The following is a 26514-nucleotide window of genomic DNA, read 5'->3' as shown; positions in this document are numbered from 1 at the left end:
GTTCCGCCACACCCCATTCCGTCACGCAGCCTGGAACTGCTAGCATGGCTCCAACCATGCTGAGGACATTTGGAATGCGGTTCATCGTGTTGACTGTGCTGGCGCTGCTGGCGTTACCGGCGGCACCGGGTTTGGCGCAATCCGGCACAACCGCTCCCTCCATCGCCGACAGGCTGCCCCTGTTCGTCAACAACAATTGCCTGCAGATCCGCGATCCCGGCAATCAATTGTTCTGCGGTGACGCCGAACTCTCCGCCGCCGCCGAGAAGCTCTCGACCGCCGTCGAGGCGCGGCTCGCCCGCCTGCCCGATCGCCTGCCCGCGATCGAGGAAAACGCGATCTGGATCCGCCAGCGCAATCTCGGCTGCGGGATCGTCGGCCAGACCGCGATCCGCGATGACGATTTCGAACGCGTCAAGGCCTGCCTGCTCAAGGTGACCGAGGATCGCGCGGCGATCGTGCGTGATCCGGATTTCGACTGCCTCGCCGCCAACACCGCGGCCGGCGCGCTGATCTGTGCGGACCCGTCGCTGGCGCTGACCGAGACCGAGCTCAACAGCCAGGTGCTCGCACTGATCGGCAGGCTGGACCCGACCGCGGCGCGCTTTGCCTTTGCGGAATACGGCCGCTGGACGCGCGAGCGCGACCGCAAGTGCAATCTGGTCGGCAAGGAGAACGTGCCGCCGCAGGAGCTCGGCTCGGCGGAAGATTGCCTCGCCGACTATCTGAAGCAGAAGACCGACGAGATCGCCGCCGCGAAGGGCGATCCGAAGAAGGTGTTCGGCCGGCAGGTCGCGGCCAAGGAGCCCGACACCGACGCCGTCGATTTCTGCGCCGCGCGCATCCACGCCGCCAATTCGTGCGGCAGTTTCCTCCGCATCAACCGCGTCTACGCACTCGACAGCCAGGTGAATGACCAGGAGGCGCAAGTCACCGGCGAGATCGAGATGGTCGTGCTGGCGCCCTTCACCACCTGCAGCAAGGTCGCGTCCACCTGCACCGGCACCTGCTGGGACGCCAGCACCGGCCTCCCGCAACCCGGCGCCGCCAACAGGGAGCGCTCCGCAGCCGCTTTCAACGTCACGCGCCGCCTGCGGATCCAGCGCACCTTTGCCTTCGTGAAAGCAGCCGACGGCTGGCGTTGCCGGGAAGACGAACTGGCGCCGGTGAACTCAGGCACCGCGGGCGGGGGATCGTAGCCGCTCTTTACGGATCGCCGCCAAAGCGCGATGAGATTGGGCTGAATCGTCGTCGCGCTTTAGCTCTTTGTTTGAGCATGATCTTTTCGGAGAATCGCTTCACACTCTTCCGGATCATGCTCTAGGCTCCCATTTGCAGGTGACCGCATTTGCGGCAGCGCGATTCACGAGGCCGAAACATGTTCGGGTCATGGTCGCGACCGATGCAAAACCTGTTAGTGTGGCCGTCATGAAGCGGGATAGCTCGGCGCTCGAAGTCCGAGGGTTAACGAAGCGTTTTGACCGCGTGGCGGTCGATAGCCTCGATCTCACCATTCATGCCGGCGAGTTCTATGCGCTGGTCGGGCCCAACGGTGCCGGCAAGACCACCACTTTGCGCATGGTCGCGGGCCTGCTCAGGCCCGATGACGGCGGCGTCTCGATCTTCGGCATCGACGCGCTCGCCAATCCCGTCGCAGCCAAGCAAGTGATGGCATGGGTCTCGGACGAGCCGATGATCTATGACAAGCTCACCCCGCTCGAATATCTCGAATTCGTCGCCGGCCTCTGGGGGATTGCGCCCGCGATCTCGAAACCGGTCGCCGAGGAGCTGGTGAGCTCGCTCGGGCTCGAGCCGCACCGGCACGAGCGCTGCGAAGGTTTCTCCAAGGGCATGCGCCAGAAGGTGGCGCTCGCCGGCGCGCTGGTGCACGATCCCCGCCTCATCATTCTCGACGAGCCGCTGACGGGACTCGACGCGGTCTCGGCCCGCCATGTGAAGGGACTGCTCGGCGAGCGCGTCCGCGCCGGCTGCACCGTGATCATGACGACGCATATTCTCGAGGTCGCCGAGCGTATGGCCGACCGCATCGGCGTGATTGCCGCGGGCCGTCTCGTCGCAGAGGGCACGCTGACCGAGCTGCGCCAGCAGAACGGCCATGCGGACACGACTCTCGAAGATCTCTTCATCGCCTTGGTGACACTCCAGGACGCCGCATGAGCTCGGCGACCGCGCTCTCCTGGTTTGCCCGTCACGAGCTCCGGCTCGCCTGGCGAGAATGGTTCGCCATGATGACGGGGGGCCGGCGTCGGCGCGCCCGCGCCGCTGTGATTGGCCTCTTGTTCTTCGCCGCATTGCTGCATGTGCCGGCCTGGGCAGTGATCGGACGCTTCGCCAATCTGCAATTGCCGCTCGACAAATCCTCACTGATCGTGATCTCGGCGACGATCTTTCTCGCCTGGACCTTGATGCTGTCGCAGGCGATCGAATCGGTGACGCGGGTGTTTTACGCCCGCGCCGATCTCGACCTCATCATGTCCTCGCCGGCAACGCTCGCCAATCTGTTCTCGGTGCGCATCGCAGCGATCGCGCTCACCGTCACGGTGATGGCGCTACTGTTCTCGACGCCGTTCATCGACGTGCTGTTGATCGGCGGCGGCGTGCGCTGGCTTGCGGCCTTCGGCGTGGTCGTCGCGATGGGGCTGTCGGCGGCGGCGATCGCGATTGCCGTCACCATCCTGCTGTTTCGCCTGATCGGCCCGGCGCGGACGCGCTTCGTCGCCCAGATCCTGGCCGCGATCATCGGCGCCGGCTTCGTGATCGCGCTCCAGGTCGCGGCGATCATCTCCTATGGCACGCTGTCGCGCTTCACCATCCTGACCTCAGGCACCCTCGCCGCGCACGCGCCCGATATCGACAGCATCTGGTGGTGGCCGGCGCGGGCCATCATGGGTGACGTCGAGGCGCTGCTGCTGCTCCTCGCCCTCGGGCTCATGTTGCTTGGATGCGTGATGGCGATCTTCTCAGGCCGCTTCGCCGACACGGCGATCGACGCCGCCGCCTACGGCACATCCAGCCGCAAGCGCGCCAAGGAACGTCCGTTCCGCGGCGGCTCGCGACAACAGGCGCTGCGACGCAAGGAGTTCGTGCTGCTCTGTCGCGATCCCTGGCTGATCTCGCAGACCCTCATGCAACTGCTCTATCTGGTGCCGCCGGCGCTGCTGCTGTGGCGCAGCTTTGGCGACAGCTCGGCGGCGCTGACGCTGATCACGCCTGTGATCGTGATGGCGGCAGGACAGCTCGCCGGCGGGCTGGCCTGGCTGACGATCTCGGGCGAGGACGCGCCTGACCTGGTCGCGACCGCGCCGCTGACGCCGACGAGCGTCATCCGCGCCAAGATCGAGGTGGTGCTGATCGCGATCGCCATGATCTTCTGCCCGTTGGTGGTCGCGCTGGTCTTCGCTTCGCCATTCCAGGAGGCGATCACGGCGGCCATGATCATCGTCAGCGCCGCCTCGGCCACCGCGATCCAGCTCTGGTTCCGCGTCCAGGCCCGGCGCAGCCAGTTCCGCCGCCGCCAGACCTCGTCGCGGCTTGCGACCTTTGCCGAAGCCTTCTCCTCGATCGGCTGGGCCGCCACCGCCGCGCTGCTGCTGACGCTGCCGACCGCCGGCATCGTCAGCGGCCTGATTACCGCCGGCCTGGTCGCGATGACCTGGAAATTCAGCCCAAAGCACGAGTAAAGGCGGCAGCAACGGTGCGACACTGACGCGCTGTTGATCGCGTCCTGTTGGCGACACGCTGGATTGCACGCTAGACTTTGCCTTGAAGTCATCGGGGACGGGATCATGCGGCGATTGATTTCGGCGGCATTTGCGCTGTTGAGCGCGTGTCTCTCACCTGCCCTCGCCCAGCAGCCGCCTCAGCGCAGCGAATGCCTGGCGATGGCGAACGCCGCGCCTCGCGCGATGCCGGTCGCGTTCCGGCAGGCGGCTGCCGCGCCCGAGGTCGAGATCACCTATGCCGGCCACTCCACCTATTTCATCGATACGCCGGGCGGCGTGCGCATCGCGACCGATTACAGCGGCGCCTATCAGGTCGGCCGGCTGCCGGACGTCGTCACCATGAACCGGGCGCACAGCACGCACTATTCCCTCAATCCGGACAAGCGCATTCCCCACGTTCTGCATGGCTGGGGCGAGGACGGCAAGCCGGCTGCCATTTCGGAGCGCATCGGCGACACCTTCATCCGCAACGTCACCACCGACATCCGCCGCTATTTCGGCGACGATTCCGGCACGGACATGATCCGCGACGGCAATTCGATCTTCATCTTCGAGGTGGCGGGCCTCTGCATCGGCCATCTCGGACATCTCCACCACAAGCTCGACGACAGCCACTTTGCCCAGATCGGCCGGCTCGACATCGTCATGGTGCCGATCGATGGCACATACACCATGTCGCTCGATGGCGTCTCTGACATCACCAGGCGCTTGCGCGCCTCCGTGGTGCTGCCGATGCACCGCTTCGCCACCCCGCTCGCCGAGTTCATGCAACGCATCGGCAAGCAATTCGAGATCGACCGCCGCACCGAGCGCTCCTTGCGAATCTCGCGGGATACGCTGCCGACGACGCCGACGGTGATCATCCTCGACGGGGTCTGACGCGCAATTTTCTCCAAGCCGGCTGCCGGCCGATCGTGCTGGTCTCCTTGGCAGACAGGAGATCGACATGACCGACTTTGCGCGATTTTTGCACGCGGACGGGCCCAACCCTGAACACGCGGCGGCGCTTCAGCTCTATGGCCAGTTCGTCGGCGATTGGGACGCCGAGATTACGGCCCAAGGCGCTGATGGAACGAAGCACACCGCGCCCGGCGAGATCCATTTCGGCTGGGTGCTGGAGGGGCGCGCCGTGCAGGATGTCTGGATCATTCCCCGTCCCGCAGGCAGCCCCGCCTTTCCGATCGCCGGCAATTGGTACGGCACGACGCTGCGGGTCTACGATCCCAGCATTTCCGCGTGGCGGATTTCCTGGGTCGATCCTGGGCGCTGTGTGTTCCGTCAGCAGATTGGCCGTCCGCGTGGCGAAGATATCGTGCAGGAGGGCACGACCGAAGCCGGCGACCTCACGCGCTGGAGTTTTACCGAGATCACCGCGGACTCCTTCCACTGGCTCGGCGAGGTCAAGAACGCGGCGGCGACCGATTGGCGGCTGGTGGTCGATGTGAGAGCGACGCGAGGCAAGGGCTGACGCCAACGCCGTTGTGCTCGCGACGGAGGGCGCGGTTGCACAAGGCGCGCTGCCGCGCAGCCAAATGAGGTGCTAGGCTCCCGCCATAAAAACATGAGGGAGCGAATGTCGATGGCTGCAAGCGGTCTGCCCGCCAACACCAGCGGGCTCTTCGTTGAACCGCGCGAGGACTGGCTCGCGCAACATCAGGAAGAGATCATCGATCCCTCCAGGCCGATCGTCGATCCGCATCATCATCTGTGGAATCGCGGCCATCGCTATCTTATCGAGGAGATGGCCGCCGACATCGCCTCCGGCCACAACGTCATCGCGACCGTCTATGTCGATTGCCGCTCGATGTACCGCGCACACGGACCCGAGGCGTTCCGGCCCGTCGGCGAGGTCGAGTTCGCCAATGGCGTCGCGGCGATGAGTGCGAGCGGCGGTTACGGCAGGGCGGCGATCTGTGCCGGCATCGTCAGCCATGTGAACCTGCTGCTCGGCGATGCGGCGAGGCCCGTGCTCGAGGCGGAGATCGCCGCCGGCAATGGCCGCTTCCGCGGCATCAGGCATTCGTCCGCCTGGGACCAGGACCCCGTCGTCGCCGGCATGTATGCGAACCGGCCGAAGGGATTGTTGCAGGATCCGACCTTCCGCAAGGGCTTTGCCTGTCTTGCACCGCTGGACCTCAGCTTCGACGCCTGGCTGTTTCATCCGCAGATCGGCGAGCTCACTGAACTCGCGCGCGCCTTCCCCGACACCAGGATCGTGCTCGACCATTGCGGCGGGCCCGCCGGGGTCGGCCGCTTTGCCGGACGGCGCGAAGAGGTGTTTCCGGAGTGGCGCGCCTCGATCCAGGAGATCTCCCGTTGCGAGAACGTGGTGGTGAAGCTTGGCGGGCTCGCGATGTGCCTGCTCGGCTACGACTTCCATCTGCGCGAGCGACCGCCGTCATCGGAGGAGCTTGCCGCGGCGTGGAAGCCTTATGTCGAGACCTGCATCGAGGCGTTCGGGCCGAAGCGTGCGATGTTCGAAAGCAATTTCCCGCCCGATAAAGGCCAGTGCAGCTATCAGGTGATTTTCAACGCCTTCAAGCGCATCGCGGCTCCCTTAAGCGATGCGGAGAAGACCGCACTGTTCTCCCAGACTGCGAAGGACTTTTACCGGCTCGAACTGCCGTCATGATGCAAAGAGGGGCCGGGATGTTGATCCCCGCCCCTCTTTCGTCGTGGCCGCTGGGAAGCGTCCTTGAATTTGATGAGGATTAGCCGGCACCCATAAGCGTCGCTGGACGACGTTCGCCGGGGGACAGGAACATGCGCTTGAGCTTGTTGACGACGCGGATCATGAAGCCGATCACGGCCGGGTTGGTCTTGCGGCAGAAGGCGATCTTCTTGACATGGCCTTCGACATGCCATTTGGCATGCGCACCGTCGCGGAAGAAGATCACATCGCCGACGCCGTAGCGCTTCGGCGGCATGCCGTCGCTTTCGAGCACGATCGATCCTTCCAGGATCATGATCGTCTCGTCGAAATCATAGTACCAGTTGAAGCGGCCTTCGGTGCAGGACCAGATGATGGTCGAGGAGGTGCCGTCCGAGCTGGTCGAGAGGATGTGCGAGCGCGACACCGGGTTGCCTTCGATGATCCAGGCTGGCTCGATCGGCCGCAGCTCCAGATCCACGTTGCAACTACCAATTTCAATCAATGCCCGCGACATCTGCTTCCCCAGGAGGTACAATATGATTAACCGGGCTTAATCCCGGACTGTTTCGATGTTGGAACGCTAATAGCCGGCTTTTAATTCTTCCTTACGCAGGGACCGACAATCCACCGCAAGTTGCAGATGCGAACCTGTTAACGTCGCGATTCCCCTGCAAATTCGTGCACATGAACCCGTCTTTTCCGGGGTGCGACAAAGTGCGCGGAAAGATCGAAAAGGAGTCCATGATGTCCTTGACCCCGGAGGTGTTGACAGCCCAAGGCGAGGTCGTCGCCTGGCTCGGCAGCCTCGATGTCTCGTTCGCGCCGGACGAAGAGCCCTGGTTCACCATCGACGGCATCGACAGTCCCCGACAGATCGGAATTGACGCCTCAGGCGGCGCCTTGGTGCTGCTGCCGTCGCAACAAGTGCTCTACGTCTCATCGGAGGGACGCGCGGGCGTGATCGCCGAAGGCTTCGAGGCGTTCATCCAGCTCGTCGTTGCGCGCCCCTATTGGCTCGACATCCTCAAATTCTCTGCCGGTGGCGATCTCCGGGAGATGCGGCGCGCGGCGGATGCGCTTGAGGCGACACTCGACGACGAGGACGACATCAACGAGGCGAGAGAGGAAATCCGATCGCGCCTCGACCTGCCGGAGGCGGACGATCCGGTCGGCGCGCTCTACGACGCGGTCGCGGCGTCCGACGCCATCGTGCGGGCCACGGACGGCAGCCCGTTTACGACACTGTTCAACCGCTTCAGCATCGACAACAACCCGATGCTGCGCAACGCCGCGGCTTAAGAGGCTACGACACTGGCTAGTTCTTCACCTCTCCCCATCGGGGAGAGGTGAAGAACTCCGGGGGGCACGGACCTGGCTTACTTCGCCCACTCGCCCTTGCGGAACACCGGAACCTTGCTGCCGTCGGCCAGGATGCCGTCGATGTCGGTCTCGGCCGAGCCGATCATCCAGTCGATATGGATCAGGCTCTGATTGCCGCCTTGCGCGGCGATCTGCTGCGGCGTCAATTGAGCACCGTTGACGAAGCACTTCGAATAACACTGGCCGAGCGCGATGTGGGATGCCGCGTTCTCGTCGAACAACGTGTTGTAGAACAACAGGCCGCTCTGCGAGATCGGCGAGGAATGCGGCACCAGCGCCACTTCGCCGAGCCGACGTGCGCCTTCGTCGGTGTCGAGTACCTTGTTCAGCACCTCCGCGCCGCGCGAAGCCTTGGCATCGACGATCTTGCCGTCCTCGAAGCGCACCGCGATGTTGTCGATCAGCGTGCCCTGGTAGGACAGCGGCTTCGAGCTCACGACATGGCCATAGACCCGCCGACAATGCGGCGTGGTGAAGACCTCTTCTGTCGGAATGTTGGCGTTGCAGCTAATACCGTTCTTGGAGAGCGAAGCTCCGCCTTCCCATTCATGGCCGTCGGCCAGCCCGATGGTGAGGTCGGTGCCGGGACCCGAATATTGCAGCGCGCGGAAGCGCTGGCCGTTGAGCCAGTTGGTGCGCTCGCGCAGCACCGCATTGTGGCTTGCCCAGTTGGCCGGCGCATCCTCGCGATCGACACGGGACGCGGCGAAGATCGCGTCCGCAAGCTTGCCGATCGCAACCTCTTCCGGATCGTCCGGAAACACCAGCTTGGCCCACGCCGCGCTCGGATAGGCAATGATGTTCCAGTTGGTGTCGAAATTGACAATCTTCTCCAGCGCCGGCTGATAGGCGATGGAATTGGCCTTGCTCGCGCGCGCGACCTTGGAAGCGTCTTCGCCCGACAACAGCATCGGATTGTCGCCGACAATGGCGAGCCGCGCGGTGTTGTCCGAGAACGCCTTGGCCATGCCCTCGTAGAGCCAGTTGGCGGCGCGATCAAAGCTGTTGTCCTGGCCGTAGCGGTAACGCGCCAGCGTCATCTCTTCGTCGGAGAGGATCGGCGTCACGATACCGGCGCCGGCCTTGTAGGCGTGGACGGCGATTCGTCGCACCAGCGGCAGCGCGATCGCGGGCGCCGTCAGAAGAAGATCCTGTCCCGGCCGCAAGCCCAGTCCCACCTTCACCGCCACCTCGGCCAGCCGGTCGAGTTTCACGGGATCGATGGAAGTCGCGGAATTGCGTTGATCGGTCATGCCGGGCCCTCTGTCGGAATCTCTCTCGTTCAATCTAAGTCTAGCATCACGAGACACAAGTGTGCGAGCGCCTTGCGAGACCTTAAAGATACGCGGTTTCACGCATCTTGGTTTTCAACGCGTTGCCGATCTCAGCACCCGATCGACCATTTCAGGCGCAAGGCCGAGGTAATTTTTCGGTGAAGTGAGGGCCTCGATTGTGGCACGATCGATTCTGACAGAGACGCGGCTATCGGACGAAAGCGCATCCGCAAGGGTCAGGCCCTTCTCATTGGCCAGCCGGCAGGCATCGTAGACCACGTCATGCGCCTCCTGCCGTCCGATCTGCGGCGCCAGCCCCATCATGACCGCTTCGGCCACAATCAGGCCGCGACTAAGGGCGAGGTTGTCGTTCATCCTGGCCTCGTCCACGATGAGGCCGGCGAGCGCGAACTTCGCCTGGTGGAGGGCGCCTGCGGTCAGTACGAAGCTCTCGGGGATCGCGATCCATTCGGCGTGCCAGGGACCTGTGGCGCGCTCGAAATCCTGTACCATGGCATCCAGCATCAGGCCCGCCTGCTGGCGTACCGCCTTGCTTGCGGCAAGCATCAGCTCCGACGAGATCGGGTTGCGCTTCTGCGGCATGGTCGAGGAGGCGCCGCGCCCCTTGACGAAGGGCTCGTAGACCTCGGCGAACTCGGTCGAGGCCATGATCATGATGTCGAGCGCGATCTTGCCCAGCGAGCCGGTGACGAGCGCGAGGAAATTCACGGCCTCCGCAAACCCGTCGCGCGCGACATGCCATGTCGAGGCGGGAACACCGAGCTTGAGCTCGGCGCAGAGCGCCTCCTGCACCTCGAATCCCTTGTCGCCGAGCGAGGCCAGCGTGCCGGCGGCGCCGGCGAACTGGCCGACCAGGACGCGCGGCTTAAGTTGCGCAAGACGCTCGGCATGGCGGTCGAACATCGCAAGCCAGATCGCGGTCTTGTAGCCAAAGGTCACCGGCAGCGCCTGCTGGAGATGGGTGCGGCCGGCCATCGGCGTGTCTCGATGACGCTGCGAGAGGTCCGCGAGGATCCTTCGTAGCTCGGCGATATCGCGTTCGATGATCTCGAGGCCCGCGCGCAGCTGCAGCACCACGGCGGTATCCATGATGTCCTGCGTGGTGGCGCCCCAATGCACGTAACGGCCGGCCTCGCCGCATTGCTTCACCATCTGATGCACCAGGGGCAGGATGGGATAGCCGACGATGTCGGTCTCCTGACGCAACAGATCGAAGTCGAGCGCGGCGACGTTGGTCCGCGCCGCGATCTCGTCGGCGGCATCCTGCGGGATCACACCGCATCGCCCCTCCGCCTTCGCCAGCGCCACCTCGACCTCCGCATAGCGCGCGACCAGCGCAACGTCGGAAAACACGGCGCGCATCGCCGGCGTGCCGAAGGCATCGCGGAACAGCATGGAGTCGAGGACGGTGGTCGAGGCGGGAAGGGGCATGGGCGTTGCTTTGCGGCTGTTGTTGTGTGGGAGGCAGCTTACGCAGGCGGCAGTGTTCGGCAATGGACATTCACGGCTCGACACACACCAATGTCGTGTTGGCGAAAGCCAGGACGACGACGCGAGATTGTGCGCCGCCGCCTCGGTGATTTCTAACTCAGGTTGTATTCCTCCGCGCAAATGGCATAGCAGCCATCCGGTGTCGCGGTGAACCGTATTGACCTCCCGGCGGACTCACAGACTTCGAGTCGAAATCCATTTTGATTTCATCGTTGTCCGAAGTCGCTGTGAGCTCTGAGTTTTCGACGTGCAGTTTCTGTTCCGGGACCACCTTCTTGACACCGACCTGCGCGAACTGAGCCGCGAGCAGGTTCCCGTTTCCGTGGAACCGCAGGTTTTCGACCTCGTCGTTCACCTCATGGAGAACCGCGACCGGGTCGTCAGCAAGGACGAGTTGATCGACAAGATCTGGCACGGCCGCAGCGTCTCCGAATCGACCTTGACCAGCCGGATCAACGCCGCGCGCAAGGCGATCGGCGACAGCGGCGCGAACCAGTCGCTGATCCGCACCATTGCGCGAAAAGGCTTTCGCTTCGTCGGCAACGTCGAGACCAAGTCCGGAAGTGCAATGGTGGAACCGCGCGGCAGCGTCACGGCGTCGCACGCGATGCCCGCGATGCCCGCGCTACCCGACCGTCCGGCCATTGCCGTGCTGCCCTTCACCAATATGAGCGGTGACCGCGAGCAGGACTATTTCTCCGACGGCATCAGCGAAGACATTATCACCGCGCTGTCGAAACTGCGCTGGTTCTTCGTCGTCGCGCGCAATTCATCCTTCGTTTACAAGGGACGGGCCGTGCATCTCAACGAGATCGCGCGCGAGCTCGGCGTGCGCTACGTGCTCGAGGGCAGCGTGCGGCGAAGCGGTGGTCGCGTCCGCATCTCCGCCCAGCTCAACGACGTCTCGACCGGCGGTCATCTCTGGGCCGAGCGCTACGACCGCGAGCTCGCCGATATCTTTGCCGTGCAGGACGAGATCACCGACGCCATCGTCGCCGCGATCGAGCCGCAGCTTTACGCCGCGGAAAATTTTCGCGCGCAGCAGAAGCCGCCGGGCAGTCTCGATGCCTGGGACTTCGTGATGCGCGCGCTGTCGCATTACTGGCGCATCACGCGCGAGGACAATGCATCGGCGCAAAAGCTGCTCGAGCAGGCGATCGCGATCGACCCCGCCTACGGCAAGGCGCTGGGCCTGCTCGCGACCAGCCACATTTTTGGGGCGCATATGGGCTGGGCCGATATGGCCGGGACCGTCCCCATCGCGGAAGCCGCAGCGCTTGCCGCAGTGGAGGCTGATCGCGACGATGCCTGGGCCCATCACGGCCTCGCTTATACCTATCTGTTCCGCCGCCGTTTCGACGACGCGCTGGCGGCGTTCGAGCTGACGCTGATGCTCAATCCGAATTTCGCGATGGCGCACGCCTTCTACGGCGTTACGCTGTGTTATGCTGGACGATGGCAGGACGGCGATGCCGCGGCGCGCCGCGCGCTGCAACTCAGCCCGCGCGATCCGCTCGCGGCAATCTATTGCGGTGTTGCGGGCTATGCGCAGTTCATCGGCCGCAACTACGAGGACGCCATGCAGATGGCGCGGGAATCAATGCGGCAGCGGGCCGATTTCGTCGGCGCGCACCGCGTGCTGACGGCAGCCGCCGGCATGTCCGGCGATCCGCTGCTGGCCGCCTCCGCGCTGGAAGGCTTGCGCCGCACGCAGCCCGGCATTTCGCTCGCCTGGCTCACGCGAGAGCTGCCGATGCTGCGCGAAGAGGACCGCGCGCATTATCTGGAAGGATTTCGGCGCGCGGGGATGAGATAGTTGGCCACACCGACGGTGCACCCTCTCCCCTTGCGGGAGAGGGTGGATTCGATGCGGAGCATCGAAGCCGAGTGAGGGGCTCCATTCTCACGAACAGTTGTGCGATTGGAGAGTACCCCTCATCCGGCGCCATAGCCGAAGCTTCGCTTCGGCGCTCTCTTAAGGACGGCGGCCTAAGGCCGCCTATGCCACCTTCTCCCACAAGGGGAGAAGGAAGAGCAGAGTTACTCCTGCATCATCTCGCCGCTGCCGCCGAACTCGGCGGGAAAATCCTTCAGCTTGGGCAGGCCGTCGCGCATCGGCAGCACCGTCTCGGAATAGTTGACGTGGACGCCCGGAGCGAAGGCCAGCGTCGGGATGGTCGCCGTGAAGACGTCGATCAGATCGAGCGGCGGGTGATTGGTCATCAGATGACCGCCGCACCTCCTGCAATATTTGCGCTGGCTCAGCGGCGTTTTGGCGAAGGTCTCGACATTCTGTGCGCCCTCGGTAATGCGCACGGCTTCCGGCTTCCACAGGCTGAAGGCGTTCACCGGCCCGCCCGACCAGGAGCGGCATGAGCGGCAATGGCAATAGCCCATCGCGGCCGGCTCGCCCGTCACCTCGATGGTGACCGCGCCGCAGAAGCAGTGTCCGACATGTTTCATCTTGGTTTCTCCTGAGATGGCTTGGAATAGAAATTCTTGGGATAGAAGTTCTTGGGATAGAAGTTCTCGGGTTACAAATGAAGGCCCGCCACGCATCCTCCGTTCGGCGGACGCGTGGCGGAGCATGCGACCGCTAGACTGACCGGCGCCAGGGAATAAGCATCGACACCCGTTGTTTGTACTGCCGGTAATCGTCGCCGAAGAGGTCGACGAGATCGTGCTCCTCCAGCGCGATACCGACGAAGATGTAGGCCGTGGTCACGGCCGCGAACAGCAGATGGCCAACAGTCATGGTCGGTGCCGCCCAGAAGGCGATGATGAAGCCGAGATAGATCGGATGACGAACGAATTTGTAGAGCAGCGGCGTCTTAAACCGCGGCGGCTCGGCCTGCTTGCCGACAAGATGGTTCGTCACCTGATGCAATCCGAACAGTTCGAAATGATTGATGATGAAGGTCGAGGTGAACACAAGGATCCAGCCCGCGAACGACAGCGTGACCAGCGTCACGGCAAGATCGGCACTGGCGACGTCCCATACGATCGACGGCAACGGCCGCCACTGCCAGAACAGGAGGAGCAATGACAGGCTCGCGAACAGCACGTAGGTCGAGCGCTCGACCGGCTTGGGGACGAATTGCGTCCACCACGCCTTGAAGCGCTGGCGCGCCATCACGCTATGTTGAACGGCGAACAGCGCCATCAGCAGCAGATTGATGATCACGGCCTCAGCGGCCGGCGTGTCGGCTCCGGTATCGATGGTCTTCGGTACCACGAGCCCCATTACAAAGCCGATCGCGTAGACAATCGTAACGAAAAAAACGAGATACGCCGCAATTCCGTAAAGAAAGGCGATGAACTTGAAAATACGTGAGCCCGCAACCTCCGGGCCGATGGAATGAATCTGATGATCGAGTTGGGTCATAGAAAGCTCCGTTGTGCCGAGGCATCGGCACTGTTTGGTCTCCGCACCATGCCGGAGCGGACGAACGAAGACTTTCGCGGACGGTTGATTTTCGCCTGAGACGACTTTGATTTTTACTTGAGACGACAAAAACGTGCGATTCCTCTTTGAAAACAACGTGCTCGACGGCGACCTGCGCGAACTGACCTGCGCCGGGACCACCGTGGCGCTGCAGCCGCAGGTGTTCGATCTCCTGCTTTACCTCGTCGCGGAGCGCGCCCGCGTCGTCAGCAAGGACGATCTGATCAGCCAGATCTGGAGCAATCGCATCGTCTCGGATTCCGCGCTGAACAGCAGGATCAATGCCGCACGCAAGGCGCTGGGAGACGACGGCGCAACGCAGCGTCTTATCAAGACGATCCCGCGCAAAGGGTTTCGCTTCGTCGGCGACGTCCGGGAAGAGGTGGCAACCAGGCCAGCAGCGGCCGAGGCGGCGCCCAGTTCCGCGCGCGTCGCGACCGAACGGCCGGGCATCGCCGTGCTCGCCTTCGAGAACATGAGCGGCGACCCCGCCCAGGACTATTTCGGCGACGGTATCAGCGAGGACATCCTCACCGCGTTGTCGAAGCAGCGCTGGTTCATCGTGATCGCCCGCAACTCGTCCTTTACTTACAAGGGACGCGCAGTTCACATCAAACAGATCGCCGAAGAGCTCGGCGTTCGCTACATCGTCGAGGGCAGTGTACGCAAGGTCGACAACCGCGTCCGCATCACCGCGCAGCTCAACGACGCCACCACCGGAGGCCATCTCTGGGCCGAGCGTTACGACCGCGAGCTGGTCGACGTTTTTGCCGTGCAGGACGAGATCACCGAACGGATCGTCGCGGCGATCGAGCCGCAGATCCACGCCGCGGAGAGCTTTCGCACGCATCGGAAACCGCCAGCGAGCCTGGATGCCTGGGACCTCCTCATGCAGGCGCTGTCGCATTACTGGCGGATCACGCCGCAGGACCACGCCGCGGCGCAAAAACTGCTCGAGCGCGCGATCGCGATCGATCCGGATTACGGCCAGGCTTTGGCGGTGCTGGCGGCAAGCCACATGTTCGGCGTGCATCTGGGCTGGGCGGAGCTTGCCACCACCGCGCCGATCGCGGAGGACGCCGCGCTCGCGGCGATGCGCTGCGACCATGAGAATGCCTGGGCCCATGCCGCGCTCGGCAGCGTCTGCTTCTCGACCAGCCGCCTTGCGGACGCGCTCTCCGAGTTCGAACAGGCGCTCGCGCTCAATCCCAACTTCTCGCTGGCGCAGGGCTATTACGCGCTCGCGCTTTCCTATGCCGGGCGACCCTCCGACTCGTTCGAGGCCGCGAAGAAGGCGATCAGGCTCTCACCGCGCGATCCGTCGCTGGCGATCTATTACGGCATCGCCGGCTATGCGCGCTTCACCGAGCGGCACTATGACGAGGCCATTGCACTGGCGCGCGAGGCGATCCGCCACCGCGGCGATCTCACTGGCGCCTATCGCGTGCTCGCCGTCTCCGCCGGCATGACCGGCGACAGCGTGCTGGCGGTCATGGCGCTGGGCGAGCTCCGCCGGACCCAGCCCAATATCTCACTGGACTGGATCGCGACGCAGCTGCCCTGGGCGAACGATGCGGATCGCGAGCATTATCTGGAAGGATTTCGGCGCGCGGGACTGCGATAATCGGCGCAGCTACTTCGCCTTCGCCTTCGCCTGCACCGGCCTCGGCGGCGGCACCTGCGCCCATTCCTTGTCGGCCCGTGGGCCGTTGAGATCGCCGGTGAGGCCGACGAGCTGACCGGGTTGCACGTCGAGGGTCTGCTGCCAGGTCTGGGTCTGGCAGAGCAGCTTGATCAGGCATCCCTTCAGCTTCAGGCGGTCGGCGGATTCGCGCCACAGCGAGACCGAATAGGACTTGCCGTCCTCGGCGTTGTAGATGTCGCCGGCGAAGCGTCCATCGGACGTCGCCTGCAGGCCCAGGATCAGTTGATGGCCGAGCAACAGGCGAGCGCGCTTATCGGCATCGGGATTTTCCTTGTCGCGATACGGCTGACCGCGTTTGTCGGCCGGCTCCTTCATCCAGACGATGAAGCCGCAGATCCGGTCGCGCGAGGGACCGCAACGCTCCAGCCTGACGCGGGCGCGGCCGTCCTCGACCAGCCAGGTGCCGCTGGGGTCAGTAGGCGTGGCGGCGCCGGCGCGACCGCCAAGGATCATCATCGCGATGGTGATCGCGATACGCAGCACGAAGCGAAGCAGGAAATTCATCAGCGGCGACTTTCGTTGAGAAGATTGCGGCGTCAGTTCAGTTGCGCCATCAGCGCATCGGCGCCCTTGTCGATGCCGGTGTTGGCCGCGGCAAGCGCGCCGACGCTGGCCTTGATGTCGTAGGCGCCGGGGTATTGCTTGGTGACGTAAGCCAAGAGCAGGCGCGCGGTCGAAGCATCGAAGATCTCGACGCCGTAGATCACCGAGCCGGTCAACATGCCCTCGCCGTCGCGCGCGGCCTGCACGCCGTTGTAGACCGCACCGGCCATGTCGAAGCGCGAGAGCGTGCCGAGCACCGGCGTGTTGGCGACCGCGCCGGTCAGCGTGAGCCTGATCCGCAGCGTCTCCGGTCCGCGCTCGCGCACCAGCGCGAAGCGGCTGCGCAGCCGCTGGGCGAAGCTGCCCTGCATGGTAGCCGCGAGTGTCGCCTTGTCCTTTTCGGACATGTCGCCGAACTGGTGATCCCTGCCGCGATAGACGACGACGGGTTCGAGGATCACTTTGTTATAGGCACGCCAATCGACTGACGTGGAATAGCGGTAGGGCACGCGGCCCGAAGCATCCGACTTGTCGGGAGCCATGTAGGCCGAGGACGCCATCTCCGAATAAGGCACGGGCGCGACCGAAGCGCAGCCGGCCACGGCGGCGCCAAGCATCAGCGTTCCCAGACCGCGCAGGGCGATCGAGCGATCCATTCCAGAAACTCCTCTTGCGTCTTTTCGAGGGGCAAGGGCGACCGCAGCCGCGTGCGGGACCAGACGCGGCTGCGGGGCTCACCTTTGTCGGCTCAAGGCATCGTCCGGGGCCGTGTCAGACGCCTTGGGCCGCCTCAGTGTTTCGATTTATAAAACCGACTAGTCGGTTTGTAAAGTGAGAAAACGACGTCGCGGCGCATTGGGCCGCAGGCGCGACTTTGGGCAGCGGCCGGGTGGAATTCGTTAACAGTGAATCAGACGCGCTTGCGCGGAGCTGCGGGCTTCGCCGCAGATTTAGCGGGGCGCGTTGCGGCTTGACGTTCGAGACCGCTCCACTGCTTGTCGTCAAGCAGACGCGCGAACAGGCGATCATGCTCGGCCCTGCTCAGCGGCGACATCCCGAACAGGCCGCTCAGCAGCAGGCCCCTCGCCGCGGCCCAACGCAGCAGCGCCAGATCCGGATCGGCCGCCTCGGCCTTGATGGCTGCGACCCGCTTCATCTCGCGATCACGCGGCAGAGACATCAGACCGGGGTTCTCGACCATGGCCGCGACCAGAGCAAGCGCAGCCGAATTCGGCGAGCTTGCGGCTTCGCGCACCGTCGCGAGCTGAGTGGCGAGCTCGGGATTTGCCGAAATCTTGCTCACCTTTGCCATGTAGGCGGTCGAGAACTCCTCGAAATGCGCCATCTGCCGCTCGAGCAGCGCCTTCAGCACCGCTTCCTTCGTCCGGAATTGATGCATCACGCCGCCCTTGCTCAGCCCGCTCTCGCGCGCGATCGCGTCGAGCGTCAGCCGGCCGGGTCCGTCGCGCGCGATGATCGCGATGGCTGCTTCGAGGGCAGCATTGCGGGATCGTTCGGAGCGTGTGGCGTTGTCCATGGCCGACTTGTCTCCGTGACACGACATTGAATCAAGTGAAAACAGGACGCGCTGTACATTTTTTGTGCTGACACTGTCGAGACTTTCATCTTGCGGCGCGGAACGGGACCGTGTGAGCCTCGCGCCCGGATGGGGACTGGGATGGGTCGGCCGTCGCTTTGCGCGCGAGGACGTCGCGAAGCGTTTGCGGCCGGTCGCGCTTGAGAAAGATACGACATGTCGAAACGAGTGTTGCTTGGTCTCCTCCTGACTTGCGCCCTCACGGCCTCGGCTCTGGCGCAAGAGCCGAAGACTGGAGGCGTCATCAACGCGGTGATCCAGCCCGAGCCGCCCGGCCTAATGCTGGCGATGATCCAGAACGGTCCGACCCAGATGGTGTCGGGCAACATTTTCGAAGGCCTGTTGCGCTACAGCCCCAAGCTCGAGCCGATGCCTGAGCTCGCCGAGAGCTGGAGCGTCAGCGAGGACGCCAAGACCTACACCTTCAAGCTCCGCAAGGGCGTCACCTGGCATGACGGCAAGCCCTTCACCTCGGCCGACGTGCTGTTCTCGATCGAGATGCTGAAGCAGACCCACGCGCGCGCCCGCAACAACCTTGCACAGGTCGACAAGGTCGAGGCGCCCGACGACTACACCGTCGTGTTCACGCTGAAACAGCCGTTCGGCCCGTTCCTCGGCATCTTCGAGGTCGGCTCGATGCCGATGGTGCCGAAGCATCTCTATGAAGGCACCGACTGGAAGACCAACGCTTACAACAACGCGCCCGTCGGCACCGGCCCCTTCATGTTCAAGGAATGGCAGAAGGGCTCGTACATCCGGCTGGTCAGGAACCCGAACTATTACGAGAAGGGCAAGCCCTATATCGACGAGATCTACTGGCAGATCATCCCCGACGCCGCCGCGCGCTCGGTGGCGTACGAGACCGGCAAGGTCGACGTGCTGCCCGGCGGCTCGGTCGAGAATTTCGACGTGCCGCGGCTGTCCAAGCTGAAGGACACCTGCGTCACCGGCGCGGGCTGGGAGTTCTTCTCGCCGCTCGCCTGGCTGTGGCTCAACAACCGCCAGGGCCCGCTTGCCGACAAGCGGGTGCGGCAGGCGATCATGTATGCGATCGACCGCGATTTCGCCAAGGACGTGATCTGGAACGGGCTCGGCAAGGTCGCCACCGGCCCTTCGGCCTCGACCATCAAATACTACACCGATGATGTGCCGAAATATCCTTACGACCCGGCCAAGGCCAAGGCGCTGCTGAAGGAGGCCGGCTACAAGGGTGAGAAGATCCGCCTGCTGCCGCTCGCCTATGGCGAGACATGGCAGCGTTGGGGTGAAGCGGTGAAGCAGAACCTGATGGACGTCGGCATGAACATCGAGACGATCTCGACCGACGTTGCCGGCGGCAACCAGAAGATCGGCGACTGGGATTACGATATCGCCTTCACCTATCTCTACCAGTACGGCGATCCTGCGCTGGGCGTGGGGCGCAATTACGTCTCCAGTGCCATCGTCAAGGGCCAGGTGTTCAACAACGTCGAGGGCTACTCCAACCCTGATATCGACAAGCTGTTCGCCGACGGCGCGGTCGCAACGCCCGATACCAAGCGCAAGGAGATCTACGAGAAGGCGCAAAAGGTCCTGGTCGAGGACGTGCCGGTGGCCTGGATGCTCGAGCTGCAATTCCCGACCATCATGCGCTGTAAGGTCAAGAACCTGATCACCACCGGGATCGGGGTCAATGACGGCTTCAAGGACGCATGGCTCGACAAGTGAGGGCGGTACCCACCTCTCCCCGTTGGGGAGAGGTGTCCCTCGCGGCGAGACCGCGTCAATCAACTGGCATGCAAATCTAGATGCTCTCTTTCGTCGCTCAGCGTGTCGCGAAAGGCGTGATCGTCCTGCTTGCGATCGTCGTCCTCAATTTCTTCCTGATCCGGCTGGCACCCGGCGACCCCGCAATCGTGATGGCGGGCGAGGCCGGCGCCAGCGACCAGGTCTTCGTCAAGCAACTCCGGGAAAAGTTCGGCCTCGACAAGCCGCTGCCCGAGCAGCTCTTCATCTACGTCAAGGGCATCGCCACCCTCGACCTCGGCTTTTCCTTCCGCCAGCAAGCACCTGTGGCGAAGCTGATCGCGGAACGGCTGCCGGCGACATTGCTATTGACGATGTCCGCATTCGCGATCTCGCTGGCACTTGGCGTTCTCTTCGGCACCTTCGCCGCCCGGTTTGCCGGGACGCTCCTCGACACCGGGATCACGATCTTTGCGCTGATCTTCTACGCCATGCCGATCTTCTGGGTGGCACTGATGGGCATCCTGCTGTTCTCGGTCACGGTCGATTGGCTGCCGAGCTTCGGCTACGAGACGGTCGGCGCCAACCTCACCGGCCTTGCTCACGCGGTCGACGTCGCAAAACACCTGATCATGCCGGCGATGACGCTCGGCCTGTTCTTCATGGCGACCTATACCCGCATGACGCGCGCCTCGATGCTGGAGGTGAAGCGGCTCGATTTCGTCAAGACCGCGCGCGCCAAGGGCCTCTCTGATTCCGTCATTCAGCGCCGCCACGTGCTGCGCAATGCGCTGCTGCCAGTGGTGACGCTCGCCGGTGTCCACGCCGGCACGCTGATCGGCGGCGCCGTCATCACCGAGACCGTGTTCGCATGGCCAGGCATCGGGCGTCTGATGTACGACGCGCTGCTTCAGCGCGACTACAATCTGCTGCTCGGTGTGTTCGTGACCTGCTCGGTCATGGTGCTGATCTTCAATCTCATCACCGACCTCGTCTATCGACTGGTCGACCCACGCATCGAATTCGCCGCATGAAACAGTTCTGGAAATCGATGCTGAAGAGCCCGAGCGGCGTCATCGGGCTCATCATCCTGCTGCTCGCGATTTCGGTTGCCGTGTTCGGGCCACTGCTATTCCCGAACTCACCCTGGCGCATGGTGCAGCGGCCGTTCCTGCCGCCCTTCACGCTTTCCACGGTGCCGCTCGGCACCGACGCGCTCGGCCGCGACGTGTTCGCCGGCATGATCTTCGGTGCTCGTGTCTCGCTGCTGGTCGGCCTCGTCTCGACGCTGGTCGCGCTCGTCGTCGGTGTTCCCATTGGCGCCATGGCCGGCTATTTCGGCGGCAAGGTCGACGACGCCTTGATGCGCTTCACCGAGTTCTTCCAGACCATTCCGAGCTTCGCGCTGGCGATCGTGCTGGTCGCGATCCTGCAGCCCTCGATCTATTCGATCGTGGCCTCGATCGCGGTGGTGAGCTGGCCGCCGGTCGCGCGCCTCGTCCGCGGCGAGGTGCTGTCGTTGCGCACGCGCGAATATGTCCAGGCTGCCGTGGTCACGGGCCAGAGCAACAGCTGGATCATCCTGCGCGAGATCCTGCCCAACGCGCTGTCGCCGGTGATCGTGCTGGCCTCGCTGATGGTGGCGACCGCGATCCTGCTGGAATCCTCGCTCTCCTTTCTGGGGCTCGGCGATCCCAATCTGATCTCCTGGGGCTACATGGTCGGCGCCGGCCGCACCGTGATCCGCCAGGCCTGGTGGATTACGGTGTTTCCGGGCGTCGCCATCCTGATCTCGGTGCTCGGCCTCAATTTGATCGGCGAAGGCCTCAACGATGCGCTCAATCCGCGGCTCTCGCGGGAGGGACGCTGATGATGACCGCCCCGCCCGCCGTCTCGATCAAGAACCTCAGGATCGCGCTGCCCAAGGGCGCCGAGCGTCCCTTCGCAGTCGACGGCGTCTCGCTGGACTTGCGACCCGGCAAGATCGTCTGCGTCGTCGGCGAATCCGGCTCGGGCAAGTCGATGTGCGCGCATGCGCTGATGGGCCTGCTGCCGGACACCGTTTCGGTTACCTCCGGTGAGATCCAGTTCGAAGGCCGCGACCTGCTCAAGCTCGACGACGACGGCTGGCGCGACCTGCGCGGCCGCAGGCTCGCGATGATCTTCCAGGAGCCGATGACCGCGCTCAATCCGTTGATGCGGATCGGCGACCAGATGGCCGAGATGTTCGAGGCCCACGGCCTGCTGACGCCCAGGGAGCGACGCGCAAAGGCGTTATCGCTCGCGCGTGAGGTCGGCCTGCCCGACCCCGAGCGTATCGTGCGCGCCTATCCGCACCAGCTCTCCGGTGGCCAGCGCCAGCGCGCCATGATCGCGATGGCGCTCGCGCTCGAGCCGGCCGTGCTGGTCGCGGACGAGCCGACCACGGCGCTCGACGTCACCACGCAGGCGCAGATCCTGAAATTGATCCGCAACCTCCAGCGCAACCGCAACATGGCGGTGATGTTCATCACCCATGATTTCGGCGTGGTCGCAGACATCGCCGATCAGGTCGTGGTGCTCAGGCATGGCAAGGTCGTCGAGGAAGGCCCTGCCGCGACCGTGTTCAACGGCCCGCAGCACGACTACACCAAGGCGCTGCTCGCCGCCGTGCCGTCGATGCACCCGCCCCCGCGCGCGCCGCTCGACGACCAGGCCAAGGCCGTCGAGGTGATCGGGCTGGACAAGACCTACGTCACGTCCGGCGGCTGGTTTCGCGAGGATCGTCGCGTCGATGCTGCGCGCGCAGTCAACTTCAACATTCTCAAGGGCGAGACGCTCGGCCTCGTCGGCGAATCCGGTTCCGGCAAATCGTCGGTGGCGCGGCTGGTGATGCGGCTGATCGAGGCCGACCGCGGCACGGTGCGGATCGGCGATACCGATCTGACGCAGCTCTCGGGCAAGGCGCTGCGCACCGAGCGCCATCGCATCCAGATGATCTTTCAGGATCCGTTCGCCTCGCTCAATCCGCGGCGCAAGATCGGCCACATCATCGCCGACGGCCCGATCGCGGCCGGTCTTGATCCGAAGGACGCGTTCGACCGCGCCCGCGATCTCCTCAAGATGGTGGGTTTGGACGCCGGCGCGCTCGATCGCTATCCGCACGAATTCTCCGGCGGCCAGCGCCAGCGTATCGGCATCGCCCGCGCGCTCGCGCTCGAGCCCGAGATCATCGTCGCCGACGAAGCCGTCTCGGCGCTCGACGTCTCGGTGCAGGCGCAAGTGCTCAAGCTGCTCGAAGACCTCAAGGGCCGCCTCGGACTCTCGATGCTGTTCATCACCCACGACTTACGGGTCGCTGCGCAAATCTGCGACCGCATCGCGGTGATGCAGCGCGGCGCCATCGTCGAGCTGAAGCCGACGGCACAGCTGTTCGCCGCACCGGAGCACGCCTATACGCGAGAGCTGCTGGCCGCGGTGCCGGGGCAGAAGGAACGTGCACCAGCCGCGTGAGGCGCGGTTCCATCCGGTATTCCGGTCCGCCTAGGAACGGATCGGTCACGGGCATTTTATCCCTTGTGACCGCAGGCCCGGCTGCAACGATGAAGCCGGCACCCCACATGCAAATGGAATGATTTCCATCATCTGATGATGGATCGAACATCTATTGGAGGCCGATATGGGCCAGATTATTCAGTTTGTCTCGAAGTCCGAGCGCGAGCGTCTTCGCCTCATCCAGGAAGCGCGCGCGATCTACGACAGTATTTTTCCCCCGGCGGATTCGTCGGGCGAGCAGTCGACCGCTGTCACGCGGCAGGGCGACAGGGGCAACCTCGCATGATCAAGATCATCGCCGTGCTTTGCAGCCTCGCTTCTCCATCCAACTGCCACGAGCAACTCGTCACCAGCTCCGACTTTGCGCAGGTCTCGGTGCAGTCCTGCCTGATGGGCGCGCCGCAGCTTGCCGACTGGATGAACCAGCATCCGGCCGAGCGCCTCGCCGCCTGGCGCTGCGTGATCGGTCAGCAGAACGGCCGGGGAATTTAGCGGCGCAGGATCGCCCGTTGGAGATTGCGCGATCCGGTTGAACCGTGACGAGCAGGCCTCGCCAAGCTAGAGTGGCGAGCATGCTCGGCAGAGGGGACACCGGATGCAGGTTGCCAGCCTCGTTCTTCCCGTATTCGCGATCATCGTCACCGGGTGGCTCGCGGGGGCGTCGGGCTATCTCTCCCGCTTTCTCGCCGACGCGCTGGTGCATTTCGCCTACAATGTCGCGATGCCGGCGCTGCTGATCGTCACGATCGCGCAGGAGCCGGCACGCAATCTCCTGGAGTGGCGCTTCCTGCTCGCCTTCGGCGGCGGATCGCTGATCTGCTTCGCGCTGGTCTTCCTCGCCGTCCGCGCTGGCGGACGGCACGATCTCGCCAGCAGCACGATCCAGGGCATGGCGGCGGCGATGACCAATACGGGCTTCGTGGCGCTACCGATCCTGCATGCGATCTACGGCCAGCCCGCTGTCTTGCCCGCTGCCGTGGCAACTGTCTTCGTCGCCGCCGTGATGTTTCCGATCACGGTCATCCTGCTGGAACGGGACGCGCACGGCACTGCGCATGCCGCCGCGCTCGCAAAGCAGATCCTGCTCAATCCGATGGTGCTGTCGACGCTCACCGGCCTCGTCTGGGCCATCACGGGGCTGCCGATTCCGGCAACTGTGGCGACCTATCTGAACATGATCGCCGCGGCGCTGACGCCCTGCGCACTGTTTGCCATCGGGCTCGGCCTGTCGGTCGAAAGCCTTCGATCCAGTCTCAGCACATCGTTCGCACTCGCGGCCGTGAAGCTGGTGGTGATGCCCCTGATCGTCTATGGCCTTTGCGTGCTGACAGGCCTCAATCCGCTTTACACCGTCGCCGCCGTCATCTGCGCGGCCGTGCCGACGGCGAAAACCGTCTACGTCCTGGCGCACGAGCACAAGGTCGAGGAGAAGCTGGTTGCGGCCACGGTCTCGGTCACGACGATGCTATCGGTCGCGACCTTGCTGATCGCGCTCTATCTTCTCTCGGGCCTCGCGACAGGAACGCTCTAGCCGCCTTTTCGCGCCCGATCTCACTTGGGATTGGTATTGCTCCAGGTCGGAACTGAATTGGTGACGCCGACTGACGGCCAACTATATGTCCCGATCGATGGGGCCGTGACTGTGCCCACCGTTTGTCCTGATGAACCATAGGACGGCCTCGGCTGTGCCGCCGTCACGCCCGAGCTGCCATAGGTTGGAGCCAGCACGCGCGTGCTGTAGTGGCTGCTGGATCTCTGCTTCTTCGCTTCAGCCGCGAAAGGTGCCGCCACCAGGCTGGCGGTGACGAACGCCGCAACGGCGAATTTGATGCTTGTGAATTTTATGCTTGTCATGGCCGATCCCTTCCTCGTCAGGGCCTCACCTGCCATCTGTTCATGCATCGGACGATTTTCCAGAGGAACACGTTCATAACTCCGTGCGCACACGAAAGTGCCGGAGACTGGCGCCGCGCGGACTGGCGCCGCGGGATCCTCGCCTTCGGATCGACCCGAATCAGCGCTAGGGCATCGCACTGACCTCTCTGGACGCGAGTGACATGACCGGCCCCGAACTGAAGCAGCTCCGCAACGACCTCTCAGACGCCATCGAGCGAAAGCTCACCGCGGCCGACATGGCGAAGCTGTGCGCGCTGCCGGAGCACGGCGGCGCCGACACCATCCGGCGCTGGGAGGTGAGCGGTCCGACGCTTGCCGCGACCAAGGTGCTGCGCGTACTCGCGATGGCGAGCGAGCGCTATCCGATCCTGGAGAAGTTCGACATCTTCGATCGCCACGACGTGCGCGAGGAAGACCGTCCCGCCAAGCGCGCGGCCTTCCGCGCGCAGATGCGCGACGAGGTGCGGCGGCGTCTTGGTTAACGGAACGCGTGCGGGAGGTTACCGCAAGCCAAGCCGATTAAGCCTTCCTTCACCACTTCTTAAGCCGCCATTAAGCACGAAAATCATTTGCAACCCAATAAGTTAGGTTGGGCGCTGCTGTGCCACGCATGTGACAGCATTTTCATCAAAAGCGAGCTATCTGCAAAACCAACGCGGCGCGGACTGCGCGCCTGCCGGGGACCTGAAGTGTTGGAGTTCGAGACTATGAAGAAGATTCTGTTTGCGACCGTTGCGCTGCTGATGGTGAGCGCGGCTGCGCCGGCGATCGGTGCCGATCTCGGCGCCCGCCCCTATTACAACAAGGCTGCGCCGGCCTATGCCGCGCCGATCTACAACTGGACCGGCTTCTACATCGGTGCGCATGTCGGCGGTGCGTTCTCCAGCGACAATAATTTCAACGGCCTCTCGACCGGCAACAACGGCAATGGCCGTTTCCTCGGCGGCCTGCAGGCCGGTGCGGACTGGCAGGTCAATCCGAACTTCGTGGTCGGCGCCGAAGCCCAGTATTCCTGGCTCTCCGGCAATGTCGGCGCGGTGTTCCCGGGCGGCGTGGCCTACACCAACGACCAGCGCGGCCTCGGTTCGATCACCGGTCGTGTCGGCTACACCTGGGGCCCGGGCCTGGTCTACGTGAAGGGCGGCTACGCCTATTCCGACAGCAATGAGAAGGTGACTGTTGGCGGCGTGCCGACCGGCTTCATCATCTCTGGCGGTCACAGCAACGGCTACACCGTTGGTGCCGGTCTCGAATACATGTTCGCACCGAGCTGGTCGGCCAAGGCCGAGTACCAGTATTACAATTTCGGCGACGCGCACTTCACCGCGGGTCCGCTGGTCGGCACCGGCAACTTCACCACCGACGACCACACCTTCAAGGCCGGCGTTAACTACCGCTTCAACTGGGCAAGCCCGGTCGTCGCGCGCTACTGATCGCGCCTCATAAACGCTTCCCGCTATCAAGGGCCGGCATCGCTGCCGGCCCTTTCATTTTTCGCCCTGCGGAA

At 64.0% G+C, this 26514-nt stretch carries 27 protein-coding genes; 18 read left to right on the top strand and 9 right to left on the bottom strand.

All coding sequences use genetic code 11. The features are described 5' to 3' along the window. Positions 1 to 74 precede the first annotated feature (74 nt). From XI06_RS06385 to XI06_RS06360, 6 genes are all read left to right on the top strand, one after another. Positions 75 to 1199, top strand: coding sequence for a lysozyme inhibitor LprI family protein (locus tag XI06_RS06385; protein WP_237864048.1), 1125 nt, complete (start codon positions 75 to 77; stop codon positions 1197 to 1199). A gap of 229 nt (positions 1200 to 1428) precedes the next feature. Continuing rightward, a complete protein-coding gene (locus tag XI06_RS06380) occupies positions 1429 to 2178 on the top strand; it encodes an ABC transporter ATP-binding protein (RefSeq protein ID WP_271604845.1) in 750 nt (249 codons plus the stop codon). Then, positions 2175 to 3701 carry a permease gene (locus XI06_RS06375; RefSeq protein WP_271604844.1) on the top strand — a complete coding sequence of 509 codons (1527 nt, stop codon included), beginning with the start codon at positions 2175 to 2177 and terminating at the stop codon, positions 3699 to 3701. The genes XI06_RS06380 and XI06_RS06375 overlap by 4 nt, the downstream gene beginning before the upstream one ends. Before the next feature lie 105 nt (positions 3702 to 3806). Then, on the top strand, positions 3807 to 4622 hold the full coding sequence (locus XI06_RS06370) for an MBL fold metallo-hydrolase (RefSeq protein WP_237864051.1): 816 nt from the start codon (positions 3807 to 3809) through the stop codon (positions 4620 to 4622). 67 nt (positions 4623 to 4689) lie between these two features. Next, positions 4690 to 5211 carry a hypothetical protein gene (locus tag XI06_RS06365; RefSeq protein WP_271604843.1) on the top strand — a complete coding sequence of 174 codons (522 nt, stop codon included), beginning with the start codon at positions 4690 to 4692 and terminating at the stop codon, positions 5209 to 5211. Between the two features lie 111 nt (positions 5212 to 5322). Then, positions 5323 to 6375, top strand: coding sequence for an amidohydrolase family protein (locus XI06_RS06360; protein WP_271604913.1), 1053 nt, complete (start codon positions 5323 to 5325; stop codon positions 6373 to 6375). Positions 6376 to 6454: 79 nt separating this feature from the next. Here XI06_RS06360 and XI06_RS06355 read toward each other — a convergent pair whose 3' ends face one another. Continuing rightward, positions 6455 to 6910, bottom strand: coding sequence for a cupin domain-containing protein (locus XI06_RS06355; RefSeq protein WP_237864054.1), 456 nt, complete (start codon positions 6908 to 6910; stop codon positions 6455 to 6457). A 227-nt stretch (positions 6911 to 7137) separates the two neighbouring features. Between XI06_RS06355 and XI06_RS06350 the strand changes: the two genes are divergently transcribed. Next, complete coding sequence (locus XI06_RS06350; protein WP_271604842.1) at positions 7138 to 7695, top strand: hypothetical protein; 558 nt, start codon at positions 7138 to 7140, stop codon at positions 7693 to 7695. 77 nt (positions 7696 to 7772) lie between these two features. On the opposite strand, the gene XI06_RS06345 is transcribed toward XI06_RS06350, so the two are convergent. After that, the gene (locus tag XI06_RS06345; protein WP_237864056.1) at positions 7773 to 9029 is read right to left on the bottom strand and encodes an aminopeptidase; all 1257 of its coding nucleotides are present in this window, start codon (positions 9027 to 9029) and stop codon (positions 7773 to 7775) included. 114 nt (positions 9030 to 9143) lie between these two features. Next, complete coding sequence (gene pcaB, locus XI06_RS06340) at positions 9144 to 10502, bottom strand: 3-carboxy-cis,cis-muconate cycloisomerase (protein ID WP_237870853.1); 1359 nt, start codon at positions 10500 to 10502, stop codon at positions 9144 to 9146. Positions 10503 to 10809: 307 nt separating this feature from the next. Between pcaB and XI06_RS06335 the strand changes: the two genes are divergently transcribed. Continuing rightward, on the top strand, positions 10810 to 12378 hold the full coding sequence (locus XI06_RS06335; RefSeq protein ID WP_237864058.1) for a winged helix-turn-helix domain-containing protein: 1569 nt from the start codon (positions 10810 to 10812) through the stop codon (positions 12376 to 12378). Between the two features lie 224 nt (positions 12379 to 12602). Here the strand turns inward: XI06_RS06335 and XI06_RS06330 are convergent, their stop codons facing one another. Together XI06_RS06330 and mddA are read right to left on the bottom strand one after the other, a co-directional pair. Continuing rightward, entirely contained in the window at positions 12603 to 13025 is a 423-nt protein-coding gene (locus tag XI06_RS06330) for a GFA family protein (protein WP_237864059.1), read from the bottom strand. 133 nt (positions 13026 to 13158) lie between these two features. Beyond that, entirely contained in the window at positions 13159 to 13947 is a 789-nt protein-coding gene (gene mddA / locus XI06_RS06325; protein ID WP_237870847.1) for a methanethiol S-methyltransferase, read from the bottom strand. Positions 13948 to 14080: 133 nt separating this feature from the next. Here mddA and XI06_RS06320 point away from each other — a divergent pair, with 133 nt between their 5' ends. Then, entirely contained in the window at positions 14081 to 15631 is a 1551-nt protein-coding gene (locus XI06_RS06320; protein WP_237864061.1) for a winged helix-turn-helix domain-containing tetratricopeptide repeat protein, read from the top strand. 9 nt (positions 15632 to 15640) lie between these two features. Here the strand turns inward: XI06_RS06320 and XI06_RS06315 are convergent, their stop codons facing one another. The 3 genes from XI06_RS06315 to XI06_RS06305 all read right to left on the bottom strand — a co-directional run bounded on the left by XI06_RS06315 (position 15641) and on the right by XI06_RS06305 (position 17792). Further along, a complete protein-coding gene (locus tag XI06_RS06315; protein WP_237864062.1) occupies positions 15641 to 16216 on the bottom strand; it encodes a DUF2147 domain-containing protein in 576 nt (191 codons plus the stop codon). Positions 16217 to 16248: 32 nt separating this feature from the next. Further along, on the bottom strand, positions 16249 to 16911 hold the full coding sequence (locus tag XI06_RS06310) for a DUF3313 domain-containing protein (RefSeq protein ID WP_237870843.1): 663 nt from the start codon (positions 16909 to 16911) through the stop codon (positions 16249 to 16251). Between the two features lie 254 nt (positions 16912 to 17165). Beyond that, positions 17166 to 17792, bottom strand: a complete 627-nt coding sequence (locus XI06_RS06305) for a TetR/AcrR family transcriptional regulator (RefSeq protein WP_271604841.1) — start codon at positions 17790 to 17792, stop codon at positions 17166 to 17168. A gap of 216 nt (positions 17793 to 18008) precedes the next feature. On the opposite strand from XI06_RS06305, the gene XI06_RS06300 reads away from it, so the two are divergent. The 7 genes from XI06_RS06300 to XI06_RS06270 all read left to right on the top strand — a co-directional run bounded on the left by XI06_RS06300 (position 18009) and on the right by XI06_RS06270 (position 24642). Next, positions 18009 to 19559: an ABC transporter substrate-binding protein gene (locus tag XI06_RS06300; protein ID WP_271604840.1), complete on the top strand. Its 1551-nt coding sequence runs from the start codon at positions 18009 to 18011 to the stop codon at positions 19557 to 19559. Between the two features lie 80 nt (positions 19560 to 19639). After that, positions 19640 to 20611 (top strand): ABC transporter permease, encoded by a 972-nt coding sequence (locus XI06_RS06295; RefSeq protein ID WP_237864066.1) that lies wholly within the window; start codon positions 19640 to 19642, stop codon positions 20609 to 20611. Continuing rightward, positions 20608 to 21447, top strand: a complete 840-nt coding sequence (locus XI06_RS06290) for an ABC transporter permease (protein WP_237864067.1) — start codon at positions 20608 to 20610, stop codon at positions 21445 to 21447. Before XI06_RS06295 ends, XI06_RS06290 begins: the two co-directional genes overlap by 4 nt. 2 nt (positions 21448 to 21449) lie before the next feature. Then, positions 21450 to 23069 carry an ABC transporter ATP-binding protein gene (locus XI06_RS06285; RefSeq protein WP_271604912.1) on the top strand — a complete coding sequence of 540 codons (1620 nt, stop codon included), beginning with the start codon at positions 21450 to 21452 and terminating at the stop codon, positions 23067 to 23069. A 166-nt stretch (positions 23070 to 23235) separates the two neighbouring features. After that, positions 23236 to 23397: a hypothetical protein gene (locus tag XI06_RS06280; RefSeq protein WP_237864068.1), complete on the top strand. Its 162-nt coding sequence runs from the start codon at positions 23236 to 23238 to the stop codon at positions 23395 to 23397. Next, positions 23394 to 23603: a hypothetical protein gene (locus tag XI06_RS06275; RefSeq protein WP_237864069.1), complete on the top strand. Its 210-nt coding sequence runs from the start codon at positions 23394 to 23396 to the stop codon at positions 23601 to 23603. Before XI06_RS06280 ends, XI06_RS06275 begins: the two co-directional genes overlap by 4 nt. Positions 23604 to 23706: 103 nt before the next feature. Further along, positions 23707 to 24642 carry an AEC family transporter gene (locus tag XI06_RS06270; protein WP_271604839.1) on the top strand — a complete coding sequence of 312 codons (936 nt, stop codon included), beginning with the start codon at positions 23707 to 23709 and terminating at the stop codon, positions 24640 to 24642. Positions 24643 to 24662: 20 nt separating this feature from the next. On the opposite strand, the gene XI06_RS06265 is transcribed toward XI06_RS06270, so the two are convergent. Then, on the bottom strand, positions 24663 to 24965 hold the full coding sequence (locus XI06_RS06265; RefSeq protein ID WP_237864071.1) for a hypothetical protein: 303 nt from the start codon (positions 24963 to 24965) through the stop codon (positions 24663 to 24665). A gap of 203 nt (positions 24966 to 25168) precedes the next feature. Between XI06_RS06265 and XI06_RS06260 the strand changes: the two genes are divergently transcribed. Both XI06_RS06260 and XI06_RS06255 read left to right on the top strand, forming a co-directional pair. Further along, positions 25169 to 25489 carry a hypothetical protein gene (locus tag XI06_RS06260; protein WP_237864072.1) on the top strand — a complete coding sequence of 107 codons (321 nt, stop codon included), beginning with the start codon at positions 25169 to 25171 and terminating at the stop codon, positions 25487 to 25489. 225 nt (positions 25490 to 25714) lie between these two features. After that, positions 25715 to 26440: an outer membrane protein gene (locus tag XI06_RS06255; protein WP_271604838.1), complete on the top strand. Its 726-nt coding sequence runs from the start codon at positions 25715 to 25717 to the stop codon at positions 26438 to 26440. Positions 26441 to 26514 lie beyond the last annotated feature (74 nt).

Origin of the sequence: Bradyrhizobium sp. CCBAU 11434 (assembly GCF_028128895.1) — a bacterium.
Taxonomy (GTDB): domain Bacteria; phylum Pseudomonadota; class Alphaproteobacteria; order Rhizobiales; family Xanthobacteraceae; genus Bradyrhizobium; species Bradyrhizobium zhengyangense.
Note: the sequence above shows the minus strand (reverse complement) of the source record. Positions and strands in the feature narration are given on the sequence as shown.